Source organism: Noviherbaspirillum album (assembly GCF_035916955.1).
Taxonomy (GTDB): Bacteria; Pseudomonadota; Gammaproteobacteria; order Burkholderiales; family Burkholderiaceae_D; genus Noviherbaspirillum; species Noviherbaspirillum album.
In genome coordinates this window covers 42,434-60,359 of the sequence record NZ_JAWIIV010000031.1, presented here as the reverse complement: position 1 = coordinate 60,359, position 17,926 = coordinate 42,434, and the positions used below count along the sequence as shown (strand labels likewise).

Below are 17,926 nucleotides of genomic sequence, written 5' to 3'. Positions count from 1 at the left end.
TGATGGTGGTCACGCACGAGATGGGCTTTGCGCGCAAGGTGGCCAACCGGGTGGTGTTCATGGACCGCGGCTACATCGTTGAGGATTGCAGCAAGGATGAGTTCTTCGGTGCGCCGCGTTCGGAGCGGGCACGCGACTTCCTGGCCAAAATCATCACGCATTGAACGTTTCAACTCCGGCTGCACCCCGCCGCTCCAGGCTTGCCGGAGCGGCTTTTTTATTTGGCCTGCTCCCGGGAATGGGAGTGCGATTGACTCGATATCACACTGCCGAAGGTAAAATAGCGGCTCTTTCGAGAAAGCCACATCATGTCCAGCCCAGCGATTACTTCCCAACCCTCCAGCATTACCCTGACTCGTCCGGATGATTGGCATCTGCATCTGCGCGACGGTGCAACGCTTGCCAGCGTTCTCCCGCATACTGCGCGCCAGTTCGCCCGTGCGATCGTGATGCCCAACCTCAAACCGCCGGTCACCACTACGGAACAGGCGGCAGCCTACCGTGACCGCATCCTCAAAGCTTTGCCGGAAGGAATGCGGTTTGAACCCTTGATGACCCTGTACCTGACAGATAACACACCGCCGGACGAGATTCGCCGTGCCAGGGACAGTGGCTTCATTCATGCCGTCAAGCTATACCCGGCCGGTGCGACAACCAACTCCGACGCCGGCGTGACTGCCTTGACCAAATGCTACAAGACGCTGGAAGTCATGCAGGAAGTTGGGATGCCTTTCCTGGTACATGGCGAAGTAACGGATTCCGATATCGACATTTTCGATCGCGAAGCCGCATTCATCGACCGCGTGCTTCAGCCGCTGCGTCGGGATATGCCGGAACTGAAAGTGGTCTTCGAGCACATAACGACCAAGGATGCGGCGCAGTACGTGACCGAGGCTGCAGGACCGATTGGCGCCACCATCACCGCCCACCACCTGCTGTACAACCGCAATGAAATCTTCAAGGGCGGCATCCGTCCGCATTATTACTGCCTACCCGTGCTGAAGAGGGAAGAACATCGCAAGGAATTGGTCAGAGTGGCTACCTCGGGAAATGCAAGATTTTTCCTCGGGACTGATTCCGCACCGCATCCCAAGGGATTGAAGGAGCATGCCTGCGGCTGCGCCGGCTGTTATACGGCACTGCATGCGATGGAACTGTATGCACAGGCCTTCGATCAGGCTGGGGCGCTGGACAAGCTGGAGTCGTTCGCAAGCTTCAACGGACCGGCATTCTATGGCTTGCCGCGCAATACCGGCACGGTAACGCTGCAGCGCGAGCAATGGACATTGCCGTCGGAATTGCCGATGGGAGATGCAATGGTCGTCCCCTTGAATGGCGGCGAGTCGATCGGATGGAAGCTGGTTTGATTCGCAGCGTTGCGGATGACGCGCCGACGCATTGCATTAGATCATTTGAATGAATTCCTCTGTTTTTGCGGCAATTGATTGGGACGCGCCATGGCTTGTCCCATTGCGTGATCTCGGCATGTCCATAACACGGACTGGCGGTGACTGGCGAAATGAGTTCAACAGACTCGCGGCGAAACAAGGATTAAGCAATCACCGCGGCATGCCGGTTCGCTTCGTGCCCCAAGCGGATCTGCCTGCCGAGACGCCTTACGAAAGCTTCATCAGCCAAACCGGCGGCGTTCCTACACGCGACAATCTGCACGATTTCTTCAATGCTCTCATCTGGCTGAGCTTCCCGAAAATCAAGCAACAGCTCAACAGCCTGCAGGCGGAAGAGCTCGCCAAGAACCCGGGGGTATTGCCGCAGCGCGGGGTAGCGCGCGATGTGGCAACCATTTTTGACGAAAATGCAGCGATTTTCGTCACCTCCGATTCCGGGTTGATCAATGCCTTGCGTGAGCATCAATGGCACGACCTTTTCATCGCGCGCCGGCTACAGTTCGAAACTGCCTGTGAAGTGCGGCTGTTCGGCCATGCCCTCATCGAGAAGCTGGTCAATCCGTTCAAGGCGATTACGGCGCATGCATGGCCGCTTATCGCCGATAGTCAGTATTTTTCCTGGGATGAGGAAAAGAAACGTCAATGGCTTGAGTCCGCAGTTTCACCGGTGTTGAAAAGCGGTATTACGATGCGGGCCTATACCCCATTACCGGTTCTGGGAGTGCCAGGGTGGCATGACCGGCAGGACTCCGATTTCTATAACGACGTATCGGTGTTTCGGCCCAAGCGCCAGCAGAAACAGGCTGGCGCGTCGTAGCTTCCGCAAAAATGCTGCGACAGCGGGGCACATCGTGACTTGCGTTAGCGGTCGATCTGCAAGGGATGTGCAGATACCCTGACATGGCATGGAGTGCCACAGTCAAATTCACAAGATGCGTAATTCACAAGATGCATGATCAGCAAAAAGAAAAGGCACCCGCAGGTGCCTTTTTCCTATGCATTCAAATCATGGCAGGCCTAGGCCCGCTGCTGATTAGAAGCGGTGCTGCAGACCAACCTGGAACACGTTGTTGTCAACGCCAGTTGCGGCCTTGTCGTTCTGACGAGCGTAGGATGTGTAAACATTGGTACGCTTCGACAGGTTGTGGAGGTAACCAAGAGCGTATTGATCGAGGTCGCCACGAGCAGCAGTGACCACGTCAGCGTCACGGCGGATGAACGAAGCCATGACTTGGCCAACGCCCAGAGGTGCGCTTACGCCCAGCATCCAGTTATTGTCGTCAGAGGTACGAGCACCGGCGAGTGTTTCGACTTCGTTGGACTGGTAGGCTGCATGCAGCTTTGCAACGCCGAAGTTGTAGATACCGCCCAGGAATGCAGTCTTGGTGTCGGAAGTTGCAGCAGCAGCACCAGCAGCCGGGGCGCCGTTTGCATCGTGGTATGCGAACTGGACGTTGATCGGGCCATTAGCGTAGCCGAGACCCAGGCCAACCGAACGGTTTGCGGAGTTGTCGCCAGCGACTTCGCCGAGCGAGTAGTTAACCTGACCGGAGAAGCCGCCGAGGTTCGGCAGAGCGTAGCTCAGTGTGTTGTCGGTACGAACGCCGTTGCCATTGAAGACACGGTTGATCGCGCCTGCAAAGCCGGTGTTGAACGGATCGATTGTGTCGTTAGCCAGGTGAGTCACTGTGTACTGACGGCCCAAACGCACGGCACCGAAGTTGCCTTGCAAGCCAACCCATGCCTGACGGCCGAACAGACGACCACCTTGGCCCAGGTTGCCGCTGTCGGAGGTGAAGCCATTTTCCAGCGTGAAGATTGCGGACAAGCCACCGCCGAGGTCCTCAGAGCCTTTGAAGCCAATGCGGCTGCCATTCCTGTTGAAGCCGTTACCGTTGCCGTCTTCCATCTGCCAAGCAGCCGATGTGGCGTCCGAGTCAACGCGCTGGATGGCGACGTCCACGATACCGTAGATCGTTACGTTGGTCTGAGCGGAAGCCACGCCCGCAAAAGAACCCAGAACTGCAAGCGCGAGAAGCGATTTTTTCATTGAATAATCCCCAAAGGTTTATCGAGCTAGATTTTTAGTAGTGCGTTCGGCGAGGTCGCCAAGATAGTAGCGCCTGCCAGAAGGCCACGCTTCTTTAGAATTTAACCAAGAAGCCGATGCTTATTTCATCAAATATCAGCCGGAAGGACAAAGGGAATTTCGCTTTTTGCATCACTTAGCTCCCTTTCTGTGGTGGCTTTGCAACGTTGTTGTCGTTTCAGGTATTGTTGGCCAACCAATTCATTGTCAATGTTGCATCATGTCGGCCTTTGACAGTCGTTACTTTTTCGCGTCAGGGCAGGTGCTAATAGGCACGAAAATAAAAAAGCCAAGCTCCTTATAGAGCTTGGCTTCGGCTTTGAATTGTTCCGACTCCAGCACTTGGCTGCGAGCCGGAGCTTCATCCATTAGAACAGGTGATTCACGCCGATCGAAACGCCGGTGACGCTGTCGTAAGTGCCTGCGCGCTGGATACCCCAGGTTGCAGGATTGCCTGTGCCATTGTAGGTGCTGCGGTCGATATCGGCATACAGGTTGGTACGCTTGGACAATGCGTAAGTTGCGCCGATGATCCAGGTATTGCGGCGAGCGTCTGCGCCTGCTGCTGCATCCAGCTTAGTGCGATAGTAACCTGCTGTCAGCTGAGCAGCCGGGCTGAGAGCGAAGCTGCCGCCAAGCCACATGTCGTCGGTCTCGTTGGAAGCGCCGGCAACGGTGTCGGCTTCCTGCCTGGCGTAGCCTGCCGCAACGCGGAACGGGCCTGTTGTGAATGCGCCGCCAACGGTCCAGTTGTCTACGTCGACGAAGGGAGCACCTGCAACAGCGGAAGCTGCAACGTCACGACGAGTGTAGGCTGCGCCTGCCGAGAACGGGCCGCCCGAGTAGCCGATGCCAACTGCGCGAGTCGCGCCGTTGGTGTTGCTGCCGGCAACTTCACCCAGCGCCCATTCCGCACGCGCGGTGATCGGGCCGAAAGTGCCGGTGTACTGGATGTCGTTGTCCAACCAGGTCAGGCCGCCGTTGCCAGCCAGCGGAACGATGCTGGTGAACTTATAGGAGAACGGGTCATACAGTGCGATCGTCTTGAAGTTGACCGAGTACTGGCGGCCGAGATCCAGCGAGCCCCAGGAGCCGCCCAGACCGACGAATGCGGAACGGTTGAAAAGCCTGTTTGCAGCGTTATCCAGCGTACCTGTGCCGGAGTTGAAGCCGGTCTCGATTGTGAAGTGGGCGTTCATGCCGCCGCCCAGATCTTCAACGCCCTTAAAGCCGAGGCGGTTACGGTTGAAGTTGCCGTTGCCGAATGTGCCTGTACCCATGCTAACCCGGCTATTGCCAGCAGCATCAGCATTGTTCGTGTAGCGTACGCCAGCGTCGATGGAACCGTAGATGGTTACGCTGGTTTGTGCTTGAGCTGCACCTGCAAATGCACCAATGACTGCCAGTGCGAGAAGCGACTTTTTCATTAATTATCTCCAAGGGTTGGCATGCTAAAATTTTTTTGTTGCCTTTTTACCTCAATCGTCACGCCGGCAAACGCCGGTGTCACCACTGGAACTTCCGACCTGCTGGTAAAGAAGTTAAGGTGATTTCATCAAAAGTGGCCGCTTTGAGCAAAGGGAATTTGGCGGATATGACAATTTTCCGGTGAATATGTGGCAGGGTAACAACAAATTAATCGCGTTTCATGGCTTATTAGCAATGAATTCGCGGTGTGCAACACTATTTTTAGGTACGGTCGTACTAAATATTTTGCCTGGCTGCCAACTTTTATTCGTCAGATTTAACTGAGTTGGACAGTATTTTTTATCTGGCAAAAGCGTCATGCGTGTGCTGACGTAATTTATTCGAAAGGATTTTTTTTAATGCCGCATTTGGACGATGTCTTGATTGGTTTTGACAAAATGCTGCGTGTTGTCGCCGGCGTATCTCATGCATCGCGACAAAATCCTGCAGCCAGGGTGACGGATGGAGAATTGCAGGAGGCCGATCGCCGCCATAGTGCGGGGCTGATGCGGGTGAACCACGTCGGCGAGGTCTGTGCGCAGGCCCTCTATGACTCGCAGGCGCAGTTCGCCAGAAGCGAGTACTTGAAGGAGCAGTTCAGGCAAGCGGGCCGGGAGGAGGAGGATCATCTCGCATGGACCTCGGAGCGCCTGCGGGAACTCGGCTCCCGCACCAGCCTGCTCAATCCCCTTTGGTATGCGGGGTCTTATGCGATCGGCGCGATTGCGGCGCGCATGGGGGACGCGCACAGTCTGGGATTTGTCGTGGAAACCGAGCGCCAGGTCGAGGCGCATCTCGTGGAGCACCTGGGGACGCTGCCGGCGAACGACGGCAAGTCGCGCATCATCGTTGACCAGATGCGGGAAGACGAGGCAGCGCATGGCGCCCATGCGAAGGCGCTGGGCGCGGCCGAGGTTCCGGCCCCGGTGCGCATGGTAATGAAGGCCATGTCAAAAGTGATGACCGGCACTGCGTATTACATCTGACACCTGAGCACAGCCGCTGGCACCCGGGCTTCCGGTGCTTCCAGGAAGCTTGCGCATCCTGGAAACGCCAAATTTGTACATCCAAGCAGTAAAGACAGTTGCCTTAAGCCTGCGGCTCGATTTCCGCCAAGTCGTCCACGATCTCGAAGGAATGCGTCATTTCCGCAGTCTTCTCAAGCATGATCGAGGCCGAGCAATACTTTTCATGCGAAAGCTTGATCGCCCGTTCAACGAGGTTTGGCTTGAGATTGCGGCCGCGCACGGTGAAATGGAAATGGATCTTGGTAAACACCTTGGGATCCTTTTCGGCGCGCTCGGACTTGAGCGTGACGTCGCAGCCACGCACGTCCTGATGGCTTTTTCGCAGGATCAGGACGACATCATAAGCAGTGCAGCCGCCGGTGCCGGCAAGTACGACTTCCATCGGACGCGGTGCCAGATCCCGCCCGCCGCCTTCGGGCGCTCCATCCATTGTGACAACATGGCCGGAGCCCGTTTCTGCCAAAAAGGTCATTCCAGAAAGCCCGGTCCAGCGTACTGTGCATTCCATTTTCTCATCTCGCTCAAGTCGGAAGGCGGTATTGTAACTATTTTCAGCCGGCTTCCATTGCCGGTCGCACCACGGCAACAGGTGCCAAAGCTTCATCCAGGGCCGCAGGTATGACAGTCTTGGCGTTTCTGCCATTCTCGGTGGCCCGATAATCATTTGACGGCAAGTCTTTGAAAAGGCTATACTTTCGGGCTTTCCGTTCGCTCAGGAAAAGACAACAAGGAAGAGTCCGGCAGACAGTATCGAACCGGAACCGCCAATTTGAGCGTTTTTTATATTTTAGGAAATCATCATGAAAACCTTTTCCGCTAAAGCCCATGAGGTACAGCGCGAGTGGTTCGTGATTGACGCAACGGACAAAGTCCTCGGACGTGTTGCCAGCGAAGTGGCACTCCGACTGCGCGGCAAGCACAAACCCGAGTTCACTCCCCACGTCGACACGGGCGACTTCATCGTCGTCATCAATGCAGGCAAGCTGCGCGTGACCGGCAACAAGGCACTGGACAAGATCTATTACCGTCACTCGACCTATCCGGGCGGTATCTACGAAACCAATTTCCTGAAAATGCAGCAGCGTTTTCCGGGTCGTGCGCTGGAGAAGGCTGTCAAGGGCATGCTGCCCAAGGGCCCGCTTGGCTACGCGATGATCAAGAAGCTGAAGGTCTATGCAGATGGCACCCATCCGCATGCGGCTCAGCAACCCAAGGCACTCGAAATCTAAGGAACGGACATGATCGGTAACTACAACTACGGAACCGGCCGTCGCAAGAGTGCAGTGGCGCGTGTTTTCATCAAATCCGGCAGCGGCAATATCGTTGTCAACGGCAAGCCGGCCGCGGAATACTTTTCCCGCGAAACCGGTCTGATGGTCATTCGTCAGCCCCTCGAGCTGACCGGCAATGTCGAGCGTTTCGACATCCTGGTCAATGTGCATGGCGGCGGTGAGTCCGGTCAGGCAGGCGCTGTGCGCCACGGCATCACTCGCGCACTCATCGACTATGATGCAGGCCTGAAGCCGGAACTGGCAAAAGCCGGTTTCGTCACACGCGATGCACGTGAAGTCGAGCGTAAGAAAGTCGGTCTGCGCAAGGCACGCCGCGCAAAACAGTTCTCCAAGCGCTAATCTGCGTTTTCAGAGCATCGAAAAGCCGCCAGGTTTGCGCCTGGCGGCTTTTTGTTTTTCGGATGGCCGCCAGCATGCCGATGCAATGCCGGCTTCGGATACTTGTGGCCGAGGCTTCAAGTCCGTCAACTTGCTCGGGTTGATCGACTTTGATCGCGAACGCGGACAGAACCAAATCGTTCGTGCTGTTAGAATTTCGAAGTGAAATCATTTTTTGGCAAGGAAATAACATGATCAAGGTCGGTATCGTCGGCGGGACGGGTTACACGGGCGTCGAGCTGCTGCGTTTGCTCGCAGCGCATCCTGGTGTGCAGCTCACTGCCATCACGTCGCGCAAGGAAGACGGCATGCCGGTGGCCGACATGTTTCCGTCGCTGCGCGGCCATGTGTCGCTCGCCTTTTCTTCGCCTGACAAGGCCAGGCTGAACGAATGCGACGTCGTGTTCTTCGCCACCCCGCATGGCGTGGCGATGGCGCAGGCGCCGGAATTGCTGGCGGCGGGCGTCAAGGTGATCGACCTTGCTGCGGATTTCCGTATCAAGGATCCCGCCATGTTCGATAAATGGTACGGCATGCCGCATTCCTGCCTGGATCTGCTCGAGGAAGCCGTCTACGGCTTGCCGGAAGTAAACCGCGAAGCCATCAGAAATGCGCGCCTCATCGGTCTGCCGGGTTGCTACCCGACCTCGATGCAGCTCGGTTATGCTCCGCTTCTTGCGCAAGGCAAGCCGCTGGTCAATGAATCCATGCTGATTGCGGACTGCAAGTCCGGCGTTTCCGGCGCGGGCCGGAAGGCGGAAGTGCATACGCTGCTGGCGGAAGCGGCGGACAACTTCAAGGCGTACGGCGTCAAGGGTCACCGGCATCTGCCGGAAACCACGCAGGGCTTACAGGCGATCGCCGGCCGCAAGATTGCGCTGACCTTCGTGCCCCACTTGGTGCCGATGATCCGGGGCATCCATTCGACCCTCTATGCGCATATTCTTCCGGAAGCGCGGGATGTGGATTTCCAGGCCTTGTATGAACGTCACTTCGAAGGCGAAAAGTTCGTCGACGTCATGCCGCCCGGCAGCCATCCGGAGACCCGTTCGGTGCGCGCTTCCAACAAATTGAGGATCGCGGTGCATCGCCCGGATGGCGGTGACCTGCTTGTCATTCTGGTGGTCGAGGACAATCTGGTGAAGGGTGCTGCCGGTCAGGGGGTCCAATGCATGAACATCATGTTCGGGTTGGATGAAACAACTGGGCTGACGCAGGTTCCGGTACTGCCGTAAGCGATACCTGTCGCGATACCTGTCGATTAACCATCTGTTTCCCTGACAACCATGAAGTATCGGCTATTGCGCCGTCGCGCACCGATGGCGCTGCCCAGGCTTACCGTGCAGCGCGCGCTGCCGTGGCCGGTTCGGGCGCTGCTAGTTGCAGCAATCGGACTGGCGGGCGCCGCTGCGATGTGGGCTTTCGAGAATGGCCCGGTGCTTCCCGGCGCCGATCCACATACTCTCCGGGCCCAGCTGTCGCGCCATAAGACGCAGATCGAAACCCTGAATGCCGAACGCGACAAGTACTCGGCCACTGCCAATGCCGCGGAAAGCCAGTTGAACATCGAGCGTTCGGCTCAGAAACAGCTGGCCGCACAGGTTAAGGCGTTGGAATCGGAAAACGTACGGCTCAAGGAGGATCTTGCTTTTTTTGAAAGTCTGCTGCCAAATGCGACAGGCCCGCAAGGGATTACGATTCGCCGATTGAAGATTGATCAAATTGCGCCGAACCAGGTAAGGTATCGTTTGCTGATCATGCAGGGAGGAAAGGGTGACCAGTTATTTACTGGAAGCCTGCAACTGAGTGTCAATACGCTGCAGACGGGCAAGAGTGCTATGATGGTTTTTCCAGAAGGCAATTCTTCCGAGCGTGACAAGTTCAAGCTCAGCTTTCGTCACTATCAGCGCGTTGAAGGGATCCTCACCCTGCCAGAAGGAAGTGTAGCGAAAATGGTACAGGCGCGCGTCCTCGACAAAGGACAAGTTCGGGCGCAGCTATCTGCCAATTTTTAAAGGAGAGCCCCATGTTAGGCCGCAAAACAAAAGGCACGATTGACAGTCTGATTGGCATATCGACCAAGATCGAGGGAAACGTGCACTTCCAGGGCGGCTTGCGTATCGATGGCCACGTGAAGGGGAATGTAGTCGCGACAGGCGATGAGCCGAGCATGCTGGTGATCTCCGAACATGCAAAAGTCGAAGGCGAGGTGCGAGTCGCGCATCTGGTCGTGAATGGCGAAATCATCGGGCCGGTTCATTCGTCGGAACTGCTTGAATTGCAGCCGCGCGCCCGCATAACTGGAGATGTGTTCTACAAGGCGCTTGAAATGCACGGCGGTGCGCTTGTTTCCGGAAAGCTGACCCATGACCAGGTGGGCGAGCCGGTACTCAAGCTGGCGATGTCAAATACGTGAAATGCGCCAAGCGTCTATAATCAGGCATTGACCTTTGCTTTTGCAGGAGCTCTCACATGAATGCAGTTACCGAAATGCCCGCACCGATTGTCTTTACCGACAGTGCCGCAGCGAAAGTTGCACAGTTGATAGATGAAGAAGGCAATCCCGATCTGAAACTCCGCGTGTTCGTGCAGGGCGGCGGATGCTCGGGATTCCAGTACGGGTTCACCTTCGATGAGATCGTCAATGAAGACGATACCACCATGGAAAAGAATGGCGTTCAACTGTTGATCGATTCCATGAGCTACCAGTACCTGGTCGGCGCGGAAATCGATTACAAGGATGACCTCGAAGGAGCGCAGTTCGTGATCAAGAATCCGAATGCCACCACGACATGCGGATGCGGCTCTTCATTCTCCGCATGAAACACGTTTGACGATTCAATAAAAAACGCAGGCCAGGCCTGCGTTTTTTATTTCCGGCTTCATGACTTTCAACGTTGCGCCTTCATCCGCGGCCTGGATAGCATGCGCCAAGTATGCGCGGTCCCGCAGCTCCGGTGACGGCGGCCAGGTTGCCCGGCCTGTGCCGTGCATGCCGGCACGCAAGCCAGGCAAATGCCAGCGCTTCCACATGATTCGGCGAGATGCCCAGCAGATCGGTTGAATGTACAAGGCCTCGATGGCTCCGCTCCCCGAGAGCCTGCTGCAACAACTGCATTAAGTGCGCGTTGTATGCGCCGCCCCCGCACACATAGACATTGCGCGCATCCGCCGCATGGGCTGCAATCGCATCAGCAATCGTCTGCGCGGTGAAGGCTGCCAGCGTCGCCTGTACGTCCTGGGCGGAATTGCCGGGGCAAGCCTGCAGGCGCGCGTCCAGCCAGGCGCGGTCGAACAGGTCGCGCCCGGTACTCTTGGGCGGTGGCAGCGCAAGGAAAGCTTCGGCCATCAATTCGCGCAGCAGCGCCGGCACAGTCATGCCGCCCGAAGCCCACGAGCCGTTTGCATCGTAGGTTTTTCCTTGGTGTTCGGCAATCCATGCATCCATCAGCACATTGCCGGGTCCGGTATCGAATCCAAGGATGCTGCCGCTTTCGCCTAGTACGCTGATATTGCTCATGCCGCCGATATTGACCACGGCTCGCACTTCATCCTGGCTGCTGAAAACGGCATGATGAAATGCCGGGACCAGCGGGGCACCTTGTCCGCCCGCCGCGATATCGCGGCTGCGGAAATCGGCGATCACATCGATGCCGGTGAGTTCCGCCAGCAGGGCAGGATTGTTCGTCTGGCGCGTATAGCCCAGATCCGGGCGATGGCGCACCGTTTGTCCGTGGACGCCGATGGCCTCGACCCGCGACGCATCAACTGCCGCTTCGGCAAGCAGCATGCGTACGCATTGGGCGTATTGTCTTGCGAGCTGATTGGCAGCCAGCGCTTCGCGGTGGATTTCATTTTCGCCGGGGGCCTGCAGCGCCATCAGGTCGCCGCGCAGCGCTTCGGGAAAGGGAAGATACGAGGTGCAGAGCGTCGAGATGCTCTCGCCGTCGTCGCCTGAGAACGCCGCCAGCACGCCGTCGATGCCATCCATACTGGTGCCCGACATGAGGCCGATGAAAAATTGAGTAGAAGAATCAGGCATAAAAAAACCGTTGATGTGCCTGCTGATTTTACAGGCTCATCAACGGTTCTCCGCCGGTCGGCGGCCGCCTTTATGCGAATTATTTCGATGCCAGTTTGGGCCCGATGTCCTTGTCCTGCTTTTCCGTCGGGTTCAGCAATGCGAAGCGGTGGCTCATTTCGCTGGCCACTTCGCGGAAGCGCTGCAAATCGGCTCCAACCAGCGGCTGGGCATTGGGCACGTCGATCGACATCGGATCGCGCGGCTGGTTGTTGACCCGGAACTCGTAATGCAGATGCGGTCCGGTCGACCAGCCGGTGCTGCCGACATAGCCGATGACCTCGCCCTGGTTGACCTTCGCTCCCTTCCGCAGGCCGGCAGCAAAGCGGCTCATGTGCGCATAGGCGGTCGAATAATTGTTCCAGTGTTTGAGGACGACCACGTTGCCGTAGCCGGTTTGAGCGCCGACGAAGTCGACCACGCCGTCACCGGAAGCACGGATCGGCGTGCCGGTGGGCGCGGCGAAATCCACGCCTTCATGCCGTCGCCACTGTCCCGAGATCGGATGCTGGCGCATCGAGAAGCCCGAGGAGACACGGGAGAACTCGAGCGGCGACTTGAGGAAGGCCTTTTTCAGTGATTTGCCGTCGAAGGAATAATAGCCGCCGCCCTGCTTGTTTTCAGGTTCGTCGAACCATACCGATTGATAGCGGTTGTTGTTGTTGACGAACTCGCCGGCAAGGACGCGGCCGGCACGAACGAATTCACCGTTCTGCCAGAAGGTTTCATAGACCACGTTGAAACGGTCACCCTTGCGCAGGTCCGAGGCAAAGTCGATGTTGGTGGAAAACATGTCGACAATCTGGCTTGCCACGCTATCGGGAATCTGCGCGGCGTCGGTCGCGGCAAACAGCGAGGAGCGGATCTCGCCGGAATGCATTTCGACGCGGCGCTCGAGCGCGGCGGGGCTTTCCTTCGCGGTGAAGCCATCGCCGTTGCGGGCAATGACGATGTTTCTGAGCAGTTGTCCGTTGTTGTCGCTCAGCGTAGTCATCAGGCGGTGCAGCTGTCCATCCTTGTTGGTCTCCGCCTGAACGCGGCGGCCTGCCTTGAGCTGAAGCACGTTGTACGCAAGCTTGTCGGACTTGATGAAGCTCGTGGCGGCATCGTCATTGACGCCAAGCCGCGACAGCAGCGTGGCAAGCGTATCGCCCGGCCGCACTCTTTCCTCGCGCAGATAGCTCTGGCTGTCGGACTGCAACTGCGCAATCTGCTCGGAGAGGCTGGGAACGTTCAGTTCTTCGGTGATGGAAGTGACCGGAAGGTCGGATGCGTCGGGAGCCATTGGCGCCACGCCGGCCGCGCCGAAGGCGCATACCGCGAGGAAGATGGCAGTGGCCGAAATGATGCGCGTCTTGCGCGATCCGCCGGGTTGTGACTTGCTGCTCGAGTCCAGGCTCATGAATTTGTCTGTAGGGAGCATGCAATAAGTTAGAATTTGCGGTTTAGCCAAGAAGCCCGTGATGCGCTGTTTCTGTTTCGATCATGTGGGCTGACGGCTATTGCCAGTGAGGGAATGCCGGCGGCACTTCCTGATTCAGTCCGAAGAATTGATGATCTGTCACAAGCTTCGCTAGTTCTGTCATGCAATAAGAACAACACGTTGCACGACTGAAAAGTAGCAGGGATTATATCAAACCGATCGTATTGATTTTTCACAGTTAAATATTAATTTTGGTCAGCACATGGACACCTCCAAGACATTGCAAAACAACAATATCCCGCAGCAGTCATTGCCCTTGTCGGATTCCGTCATGGAAACGCTGGCAATCACCAAACGCGGTGTCGACGAGCTGTTGATCGAATCCGAATTCGCCCAGAAGCTGGCGCGCTCCGAGCAAACCGGCAAGCCTCTGCGCATCAAGCTCGGGCTCGACCCCACCGCTCCGGACCTGCACCTTGGCCACACCGTCGTACTGAACAAGATGCGCCAGCTGCAGGATCTGGGCCATACGGTCATTTTCCTGATCGGCGACTTCACATCGATGATCGGCGACCCTTCGGGCCGGAACATCACGCGTCCGCCGCTGACACGGGAACAGATCGAGGAAAACGCCAAGACCTACTTTGCGCAGGCCAGCCTGGTGCTGGACCCGGCCCGCACCGAGATCCGTTACAACTCGGAATGGTGCGATCCGCTGGGTGCGCGCGGAATGATCCAGCTATCCGCAAAATATACGGTAGCACGCATACTGGAGCGTGAGGATTTTACAAAACGTTTCAAAGCTGGCACGCCTATTTCCGTGCATGAACTTCTCTACCCGTTGATGCAAGGATACGATTCCGTTGCCCTGCAGTCAGACCTCGAACTCGGCGGCACCGACCAGAAATTCAACCTGCTGGTCGGCCGCGAGCTGCAGAAGGATTACGGGCAGGAGCCGCAGTGCATACTGACCATGCCGCTGCTGGAAGGACTGGACGGCGTCGAGAAGATGTCGAAGTCCAAGGGCAATTATGTCGGCATCACCGAGCCCGGCAACACCATGTTCGCCAAGCTGATGAGTATTTCCGACGACATGATGTGGCGTTACTACGAATTGCTGTCCTTCCGCTCGCTGGATGAAATCGCTACTTTCAGGAAGGAAGTCGAAGGCGGCCGCAATCCGCGCGACATCAAGGTGCTGCTGGCGCAGGAAATCGTGACCCGCTTCCATTCAAAGCAGGCCGCCGAGGATGCGCTGGCCGACTTCAACAACCGCGCCAAGGGCGGCATTCCCGACGACATTCCCGAGATCAGCCTGTCCGGCGCGCCGCTCGGCATCGGCCAGCTGCTCAAGCAGGCCAACCTGTGCCCGTCGACTTCCGAAGCGCTGCGCATGGTGGAGCAGGGCGGCGTGCGCATCGACGGCGACGCCGTCAGCGACAAGGGCCTGAAGGTGGAAGCCGGCACCTTCGTGCTGCAGGTCGGCAAGCGCAAGTTCGCGCGCGTCACGCTGGCTTGACCTCATGATCGCACTGCTGCAGCGCGTGCTGGAGGCGCGCGTGGTCGTCGACGCAGAAGTGGTGGGCGCCATCGGCGCCGGCCTCATGGTGCTGGTCTGCGCCGAGCGCAACGATACCGCGAAGGAGTCCGAGGCGCTGCTGGCCAAGCTGCTGGCGTACCGGGTGTTCGCCGATGATGCGGGCAAGATGAACCGCAGCGTCGCCGACACAGGCGGCGGACTGCTGCTGGTGCCGCAGTTCACGCTGGCCGCCGACACCCGCTCCGGCACCCGGCCGTCATTCACGCCCGCGGCGGCGCCGGAAGACGGCCGCCGCCTGTTCGACCATTTCGTGGAAGCGGCGCGCGCGCGCCATGCCGCGGTGGAAACAGGCCGCTTCGGCGCGCACATGCAGGTCTCGCTGACCAACGACGGCCCGGTGACCTTCTGGCTGCAGGTCAAGCCGCAAATTCCCACTTGATGGACAATAGGCGTTTCCGTGTTTGCAACCATTCAACCAGTGATGAAGAGGAGGCTACGATGAAGCTATGGAGTGAGTCTTTCAAGGACGGCGAACCGATTCCGGGCGAATTCGCATTCTGCGTGATCGATCCCGCCGCGCATGTGGCGATGTCTTCCAACCGCAATCCGCATCTTGCCTGGAGCGAGGCGCCGGCCGGCACCAAATCGTTCGCGCTGATCTGCCATGATGTCGACGTGCCCTCGCGCGGCGATGATGTGAACCAGGAAGGCAAGACCGTTCCTGCCGATCTTCCGCGCGTGGACTTCTTCCACTGGACGCTGGTGGATCTGCCGGCCAATACGCAGGCCATCGCGGCGGGGCAGTACAGCAGCGAAGTCACCGCGCGCGGCAAGCCGGGCCCGGAAATCGGCGGCGGACGCGCCGGACGCCACGGCATCAACGATTACACCGGCTGGTTCGCCGGCGACGGCGACATGTCGGGCGACTATTACGGCTATGACGGCCCGTGCCCGCCGTGGAATGATTCCATCATTCATCACTATGTCTTCACCGTTTATGCGCTCGACGTCGAGCGCCTGCCGGTCGACGGCAAGTTCACCGGCGCCCAGGTGCGCGAGGCGATGCAGGGCCATATCCTTGGTGAAGCGAAAATCACCGGTACCTACACGCTCAATCCCCAGGTGGCGGCGAAATAGGCAAGACCACAATCGAAGCAAGAACGGAGTCCCCGTGACAGAAATACTCTTGATCCGCCACGGGGAAACCGCGTGGAACGCCATCAAGCGCCTGCAGGGCCATCTCGACATTCCGCTCAACGCGGAAGGTGAACGCCAGGCGGCGGCGCTCGGCCGCAGCCTTGCCAGCGCCAGGCTGGACGCCGTCTTCTCCAGTGACCTGCAGCGCGCACGCCAGACCGCAGCCGCCATTGCCGGCCATCATGGCTTGCCGGTGCGGTCCGATGCGGGCTTGCGCGAACGCTGCTACGGCGCGTTCGAGGGCATGCTGTATGCGGAAATCAGCAAGCGTTATCCGCAGTCATTTGCCGCATGGAAGGCGCGCGACATCGATGCCCGCTTTCCGCCTGGCGTGCATGTGGCCGAAACCATGCGCGAATTCGCGGCACGCACGATCGATGCGATCAAGCGCATCGCAGGCGATGGCCGTCATCAGCGGATTGCCATGGTGGCGCATGGCGGCGTGCTGGAATGCGCTTACCGGGCGGCGCAGAACATGGATTTTGCACAGGAACGCAGCTTCGACATCTTCAATGCCAGCGTCAATCGCTTCTCCTGGAATGGCAGCGAGTTGAAGCTTTTGCAATGGGGCGATGTTTCGCATCTTGCGAAACTCGATGTCTCCACGCTCGATGAAGTGGCGCGCTGACGAATCTCCCCGGCGGCGGCCGCAAATTCCCTGAGCTGCTTATTTGATAGGCAGGCTGAACCGGCTAAAATAGCGGTTTGCCCGGAATCCGCCCCTCCTGTGAACATCGGTCCCCATTTACTTCGCAACAACGTCTTTGTCGCCCCGATGGCTGGGGTGACCGACAGGCCTTTCCGTCAACTCTGCAAGCAGCTCGGCGCCGGCTACGCAGTGTCAGAAATGGCGGCTTCCGACCCGCGCCTGTGGGCCAGCGAAAAGACGTCGCGCCGCATCAACCATGAGGGCGAGATGGAGCCGAAGGCGGTGCAGATCGCCGGCGCCGACCCGGCGATGCTTGCCGCAAGCGCGAAATTCAACGTCGAGCGCGGCGCGCAGATCATCGACATCAACATGGGCTGCCCGGTCAAGAAGGTGTGCAACAGCTGGTGCGGTTCGGCGCTGCTGCAGAATGAAAAGCTGGTCGGGCAGATCCTCGACGCGGTTGTCGGCGCGGTCGACGTGCCGGTGACGCTGAAGTTCCGCACCGGCTGGGACCGCCAGAACAAGAACGCCCTCACCATCGCCAGGATGGCCGAAGCGGCCGGTATTGCGATGCTGACCCTGCACGGGCGTACCCGCGCCGACGGCTACAGCGGCGACGCGGAATACGACACCATCGCCGCAGTCAAGGCGGCGGTCTCGCTTCCCGTCGTTGCCAACGGCGACATCACTTCGCCGGAAAAGGCCCGGCTGGTCCTGGCCCATACCGGCGCCGACGCGGTCATGGTGGGACGCGCGGCCCAGGGAAGGCCGTGGATTTTCCGCGAGATCGATCATTTCCTGCGTACCGGCGAACACCTGCCGCCGCCGCTGGTGAGCGAGGTGCGCGCATTGATGCAGGAACATCTGCGCGCGCATTACGCGTTCTACGGCGACTTCATGGGACTGCGCACCGCGCGCAAGCATATCGGCTGGTACATGCGCGACCTGGAAGGCGGCGAGCCTTTCAGGCAGCGCATGAACCGGCTGGAAAGCTGCGAGGAGCAACTGGCGGCGGTCGATGCCTTTTTCGAATCGCAGGCCGCCTTCGGCGAGCGGTTACAATACGGCCTCGCCGCGCACAAGCTGGCCGCCTGACCCTAAAAATACCAATACAGATTCTCATGAGCAAAGACAATATCCAGGACGTCGTCAAGAAGAGCCTTGAAAAATATTTCAAGGACCTCGGCGAGCAGCAGCCGTCGAACGTCTATGAAATGGTGGTCTTTACCGTGGAAAAGCCGGTACTTGAAGCGGTGATGGAGCGCGCGGACGGCAATCAGTCGCTGGCCGCCGAGATGCTTGGCATCAACCGCAATACCTTGCGCAAGAAATTGCAGCAGCACGGCTTGCTGTAGGGCTTTATAGCTCCGTGC

At 58.3% G+C, this 17,926-nt stretch carries 20 protein-coding genes and 1 pseudogene; 16 read left to right on the top strand and 5 right to left on the bottom strand.

Features of this window, described 5'->3' with window-relative positions:
* From RY831_RS25595 to RY831_RS25585, 3 genes and pseudogenes are all read left to right on the top strand, one after another.
* Positions 1 to 164, top strand: a pseudogene (locus RY831_RS25595) (amino acid ABC transporter ATP-binding protein); the annotation flags it as partial.
* A gap of 144 nt (positions 165 to 308) precedes the next feature.
* Positions 309 to 1,367 carry a dihydroorotase gene (pyrC, locus tag RY831_RS25590; RefSeq protein ID WP_326509208.1) on the top strand — a complete coding sequence of 353 codons (1,059 nt, stop codon included), beginning with the start codon at positions 309 to 311 and terminating at the stop codon, positions 1,365 to 1,367.
* Positions 1,368 to 1,416: 49 nt separating this feature from the next.
* Positions 1,417 to 2,226: a DUF3025 domain-containing protein gene (locus RY831_RS25585; protein ID WP_326509207.1), complete on the top strand. Its 810-nt coding sequence runs from the start codon at positions 1,417 to 1,419 to the stop codon at positions 2,224 to 2,226.
* Between the two features lie 216 nt (positions 2,227 to 2,442).
* On the opposite strand, the gene RY831_RS25580 is transcribed toward RY831_RS25585, so the two are convergent.
* Together RY831_RS25580 and RY831_RS25575 are read right to left on the bottom strand one after the other, a co-directional pair.
* Complete coding sequence (locus RY831_RS25580) at positions 2,443 to 3,459, bottom strand: porin (RefSeq protein ID WP_326509206.1); 1,017 nt, start codon at positions 3,457 to 3,459, stop codon at positions 2,443 to 2,445.
* A 407-nt stretch (positions 3,460 to 3,866) separates the two neighbouring features.
* Positions 3,867 to 4,925, bottom strand: a complete 1,059-nt coding sequence (locus RY831_RS25575) for a porin (protein ID WP_326509205.1) — start codon at positions 4,923 to 4,925, stop codon at positions 3,867 to 3,869.
* Between the two features lie 399 nt (positions 4,926 to 5,324).
* On the opposite strand from RY831_RS25575, the gene coq7 reads away from it, so the two are divergent.
* Positions 5,325 to 5,951 carry a 2-polyprenyl-3-methyl-6-methoxy-1,4-benzoquinone monooxygenase gene (coq7, locus tag RY831_RS25570; protein ID WP_326509204.1) on the top strand — a complete coding sequence of 209 codons (627 nt, stop codon included), beginning with the start codon at positions 5,325 to 5,327 and terminating at the stop codon, positions 5,949 to 5,951.
* Positions 5,952 to 6,054: 103 nt separating this feature from the next.
* Here the strand turns inward: coq7 and RY831_RS25565 are convergent, their stop codons facing one another.
* Positions 6,055 to 6,501, bottom strand: coding sequence for an OsmC family protein (locus tag RY831_RS25565; protein ID WP_326509210.1), 447 nt, complete (start codon positions 6,499 to 6,501; stop codon positions 6,055 to 6,057).
* A 292-nt stretch (positions 6,502 to 6,793) separates the two neighbouring features.
* Between RY831_RS25565 and rplM the strand changes: the two genes are divergently transcribed.
* The 6 genes from rplM (at position 6,794) to erpA (ending at position 10,486) form a co-directional block, all read left to right on the top strand.
* Positions 6,794 to 7,222 carry a 50S ribosomal protein L13 gene (rplM, locus tag RY831_RS25560; protein ID WP_326509203.1) on the top strand — a complete coding sequence of 143 codons (429 nt, stop codon included), beginning with the start codon at positions 6,794 to 6,796 and terminating at the stop codon, positions 7,220 to 7,222.
* A gap of 9 nt (positions 7,223 to 7,231) precedes the next feature.
* Positions 7,232 to 7,624: a 30S ribosomal protein S9 gene (gene rpsI, locus RY831_RS25555; RefSeq protein WP_194725346.1), complete on the top strand. Its 393-nt coding sequence runs from the start codon at positions 7,232 to 7,234 to the stop codon at positions 7,622 to 7,624.
* 230 nt (positions 7,625 to 7,854) lie between these two features.
* On the top strand, positions 7,855 to 8,898 hold the full coding sequence (argC, locus tag RY831_RS25550; protein WP_326509202.1) for an N-acetyl-gamma-glutamyl-phosphate reductase: 1,044 nt from the start codon (positions 7,855 to 7,857) through the stop codon (positions 8,896 to 8,898).
* A gap of 51 nt (positions 8,899 to 8,949) precedes the next feature.
* Positions 8,950 to 9,678: a DUF6776 family protein gene (locus tag RY831_RS25545; RefSeq protein WP_326509201.1), complete on the top strand. Its 729-nt coding sequence runs from the start codon at positions 8,950 to 8,952 to the stop codon at positions 9,676 to 9,678.
* Between the two features lie 11 nt (positions 9,679 to 9,689).
* Entirely contained in the window at positions 9,690 to 10,079 is a 390-nt protein-coding gene (locus tag RY831_RS25540) for a bactofilin family protein (protein ID WP_326509200.1), read from the top strand.
* Between the two features lie 56 nt (positions 10,080 to 10,135).
* Complete coding sequence (gene erpA, locus RY831_RS25535; protein ID WP_326509199.1) at positions 10,136 to 10,486, top strand: iron-sulfur cluster insertion protein ErpA; 351 nt, start codon at positions 10,136 to 10,138, stop codon at positions 10,484 to 10,486.
* An 82-nt stretch (positions 10,487 to 10,568) separates the two neighbouring features.
* Here erpA and RY831_RS25530 read toward each other — a convergent pair whose 3' ends face one another.
* Positions 10,569 to 11,705: an anhydro-N-acetylmuramic acid kinase gene (locus RY831_RS25530; protein ID WP_326509198.1), complete on the bottom strand. Its 1,137-nt coding sequence runs from the start codon at positions 11,703 to 11,705 to the stop codon at positions 10,569 to 10,571.
* Positions 11,706 to 11,784: 79 nt separating this feature from the next.
* The gene (locus tag RY831_RS25525) at positions 11,785 to 13,167 is read right to left on the bottom strand and encodes a M23 family metallopeptidase (RefSeq protein ID WP_326509197.1); all 1,383 of its coding nucleotides are present in this window, start codon (positions 13,165 to 13,167) and stop codon (positions 11,785 to 11,787) included.
* A 262-nt stretch (positions 13,168 to 13,429) separates the two neighbouring features.
* On the opposite strand from RY831_RS25525, the gene tyrS reads away from it, so the two are divergent.
* The 6 genes from tyrS (at position 13,430) to RY831_RS25495 (ending at position 17,908) form a co-directional block, all read left to right on the top strand.
* Positions 13,430 to 14,686: a tyrosine--tRNA ligase gene (tyrS, locus tag RY831_RS25520; RefSeq protein WP_326509196.1), complete on the top strand. Its 1,257-nt coding sequence runs from the start codon at positions 13,430 to 13,432 to the stop codon at positions 14,684 to 14,686.
* A 4-nt stretch (positions 14,687 to 14,690) separates the two neighbouring features.
* A complete protein-coding gene (dtd, locus tag RY831_RS25515; RefSeq protein WP_326509195.1) occupies positions 14,691 to 15,146 on the top strand; it encodes a D-aminoacyl-tRNA deacylase in 456 nt (151 codons plus the stop codon).
* 59 nt (positions 15,147 to 15,205) lie between these two features.
* Entirely contained in the window at positions 15,206 to 15,844 is a 639-nt protein-coding gene (locus RY831_RS25510) for a YbhB/YbcL family Raf kinase inhibitor-like protein (protein WP_326509194.1), read from the top strand.
* A gap of 34 nt (positions 15,845 to 15,878) precedes the next feature.
* Positions 15,879 to 16,532, top strand: coding sequence for a histidine phosphatase family protein (locus tag RY831_RS25505; protein WP_326509193.1), 654 nt, complete (start codon positions 15,879 to 15,881; stop codon positions 16,530 to 16,532).
* 99 nt (positions 16,533 to 16,631) lie between these two features.
* Positions 16,632 to 17,648, top strand: a complete 1,017-nt coding sequence (gene dusB, locus RY831_RS25500) for a tRNA dihydrouridine synthase DusB (RefSeq protein WP_326509192.1) — start codon at positions 16,632 to 16,634, stop codon at positions 17,646 to 17,648.
* Between the two features lie 26 nt (positions 17,649 to 17,674).
* Positions 17,675 to 17,908, top strand: coding sequence for a Fis family transcriptional regulator (locus tag RY831_RS25495; RefSeq protein ID WP_326509191.1), 234 nt, complete (start codon positions 17,675 to 17,677; stop codon positions 17,906 to 17,908).
* The last annotated feature ends 18 nt before the right edge of the window (positions 17,909 to 17,926 follow it).

Bases quoted from the DNA above. Each gene is read 5' to 3' on its own strand.
- erpA (WP_326509199.1), top strand. From the start codon at position 10,136: ATGAATGCAGTTACCGAAATGCCCGCACCGATTGTCTTTACCGACAGT.
- rpsI (WP_194725346.1), top strand. From the start codon at position 7,232: ATGATCGGTAACTACAACTACGGAACCGGCCGTCGCAAGAGTGCAGTG.
- rplM (WP_326509203.1), top strand. From the start codon at position 6,794: ATGAAAACCTTTTCCGCTAAAGCCCATGAGGTACAGCGCGAGTGGTTC.
- pyrC (WP_326509208.1), top strand. From the start codon at position 309: ATGTCCAGCCCAGCGATTACTTCCCAACCCTCCAGCATTACCCTGACT.
- tyrS (WP_326509196.1), top strand. From the start codon at position 13,430: ATGGACACCTCCAAGACATTGCAAAACAACAATATCCCGCAGCAGTCA.
- RY831_RS25575 (WP_326509205.1), bottom strand. From the start codon at position 4,925: ATGAAAAAGTCGCTTCTCGCACTGGCAGTCATTGGTGCATTTGCAGGT.
- RY831_RS25495 (WP_326509191.1), top strand. From the start codon at position 17,675: ATGAGCAAAGACAATATCCAGGACGTCGTCAAGAAGAGCCTTGAAAAA.
- argC (WP_326509202.1), top strand. From the start codon at position 7,855: ATGATCAAGGTCGGTATCGTCGGCGGGACGGGTTACACGGGCGTCGAG.
- coq7 (WP_326509204.1), top strand. From the start codon at position 5,325: ATGCCGCATTTGGACGATGTCTTGATTGGTTTTGACAAAATGCTGCGT.
- RY831_RS25545 (WP_326509201.1), top strand. From the start codon at position 8,950: ATGAAGTATCGGCTATTGCGCCGTCGCGCACCGATGGCGCTGCCCAGG.
- RY831_RS25565 (WP_326509210.1), bottom strand. From the start codon at position 6,501: ATGGAATGCACAGTACGCTGGACCGGGCTTTCTGGAATGACCTTTTTG.
- RY831_RS25540 (WP_326509200.1), top strand. From the start codon at position 9,690: ATGTTAGGCCGCAAAACAAAAGGCACGATTGACAGTCTGATTGGCATA.
- RY831_RS25510 (WP_326509194.1), top strand. From the start codon at position 15,206: ATGAAGCTATGGAGTGAGTCTTTCAAGGACGGCGAACCGATTCCGGGC.
- RY831_RS25525 (WP_326509197.1), bottom strand. From the start codon at position 13,167: ATGCTCCCTACAGACAAATTCATGAGCCTGGACTCGAGCAGCAAGTCA.
- dtd (WP_326509195.1), top strand. From the start codon at position 14,691: ATGATCGCACTGCTGCAGCGCGTGCTGGAGGCGCGCGTGGTCGTCGAC.
- RY831_RS25530 (WP_326509198.1), bottom strand. From the start codon at position 11,705: ATGCCTGATTCTTCTACTCAATTTTTCATCGGCCTCATGTCGGGCACC.
- RY831_RS25585 (WP_326509207.1), top strand. From the start codon at position 1,417: ATGAATTCCTCTGTTTTTGCGGCAATTGATTGGGACGCGCCATGGCTT.
- RY831_RS25580 (WP_326509206.1), bottom strand. From the start codon at position 3,459: ATGAAAAAATCGCTTCTCGCGCTTGCAGTTCTGGGTTCTTTTGCGGGC.